We start from the raw sequence: 1545 nt of genomic DNA on the forward strand, positions 1-1545 counted from the left end.
CGGCGGAGCTGCGCGACGGCCAGCGGGTCGACGCCGAGGTGACCAGCCGCTCGGCCGCGGAGCTCGCACTCGCACCGGGTGTCAACGTGACGCTCGTGGTCAAAGCGGCGCAGGTGGCTCTCTACCCCCGCAGCTGAGGCCCCTCCCCCGACTTGGTCGTCCCCACTGCGGCATTTCGCTCAATCCGCCGCAGTAGCCACGACCGAGTTCGCTGGAGCGACGCGCGCGCGAGCGGATGCCGGAGGTCGTGCGCGCGAGAGGCCATGCGCGCGAGCGGATGTCGGAGGTCCTGCGCGCGAGAGGTCATGCGCGCGAGCGGATGCCGGAGGTCGACTGGAGGCGGGGGCCCGCAGCCGAGCAGGTCAGCTCACGCGGTCGACCGTGAACCGGACCAGCCGCCGCAGCGCCTCGTTCGCGGGTCCGGCGGGCAGGGAGTCCAACTCGGACATGGCGTCGGCCACGTACTGCTCGAGCGTCGCCCGCGCGCGACGCATCCCCTCCGAGGCACGGAGCAGGTCCAGGGCCTCGTGCACCTCCGAGTCGTCGGTCAGGGGCTGCGCCAGCAGTTCGCGCAGGCGGTCACCGTCCGTGGAGCCGGCCTCGAGCGCGTAGATCATGGGCAGCGTGTGCACGCCCTCGCGCAGATCGGTGCCGGGGGTCTTGCCGGAGTCGGACGACGGCGAGGCGATGTCGATGATGTCGTCGGCGATCTGGAACGCGATCCCCACCGCGTCTCCCAGCCGCCGCAGGCTCTGGATCTGCTCGTCGGACGCACCGGAGTACTCGCCGCCGAACTGGGCGGCCGCCGCGATCAGCGATCCGGTCTTCTCCCAGATCACCCGGAGGTAGTGCTCGGCGGCGTCCGCGGTCTCACCGCCGCCCGGCCCGACGGTCTCCCGCATCTGACCGGTGACCAGTTCCGCGAACGTCTGGGCGATGAGCTGGACCGCCGCCGGGCCGAGGTCCGCCAGGAGCATGGAGGAGTGGGCGAAGAGGAAGTCCCCGGCGAGGATCGCGGTGGAGTTGTCCCAGCGACTGTTGGCGGACTCGACGCCGCGTCGCACCGCGGCCTCGTCCATCACGTCGTCGTGGTAGAGCGTGGCCAGGTGGATCATCTCGCACACCACGGCCGCTTTGACCAGGCGCTCGCGGTCCGGTTCCGGGCCGAGCTCGCCGGTGAGCAGGGTCACGACGGGCCGGAAGCGCTTGCCGCCCGCGGTGACCAGGTGCAGGGCGACCTCGGTGAGGAAGTCCTCCCCGGATTCGAGGCGGCTCACGAGAAGCTGCTCGACCTCCACGAGTCGAGCCCTCAGCAGAGCTGCGAGATCCGCGTCGCCGACGTCCACGCCCGCCACCATGTGGTCGGGCGACGTCTCAGCGGTGCCGGTCGTCACAGAATCGCTCGACATCCTCATTCGTCCTCGTCGCCTGGTGTGGACCGGCGGCGACCGATCCTGACGACAGACTACGGTCCCCGCCCCCGGGCTGCGGCACCCCACCACGAGGACATCGGTCGAAGCGGGAGGGCGCGGCCGGGGATCCATG

General features: G+C 71.4%; 2 protein-coding genes. One reads left to right on the forward strand and one right to left on the reverse strand.

The window, feature by feature from the left end; all coding sequences use genetic code 11:
• The first annotated feature begins 8 nt into the window (after positions 1-8).
• A complete protein-coding gene (locus IY392_RS13800) occupies positions 9-137 on the forward strand; it encodes a TOBE domain-containing protein (RefSeq protein ID WP_228549417.1) in 129 nt (42 codons plus the stop codon).
• Positions 138-362: 225 nt separating this feature from the next.
• On the opposite strand, the gene IY392_RS13805 is transcribed toward IY392_RS13800, so the two are convergent.
• Positions 363-1415 carry a polyprenyl synthetase family protein gene (locus IY392_RS13805; protein ID WP_375292917.1) on the reverse strand — a complete coding sequence of 351 codons (1053 nt, stop codon included), beginning with the start codon at positions 1413-1415 and terminating at the stop codon, positions 363-365.
• Between the last annotated feature and the right edge of the window lie 130 nt (positions 1416-1545).

This window comes from Dietzia sp. SYD-A1 (assembly GCF_015356725.1).
GTDB lineage: Bacteria > Actinomycetota > Actinomycetes > Mycobacteriales > Mycobacteriaceae > Dietzia.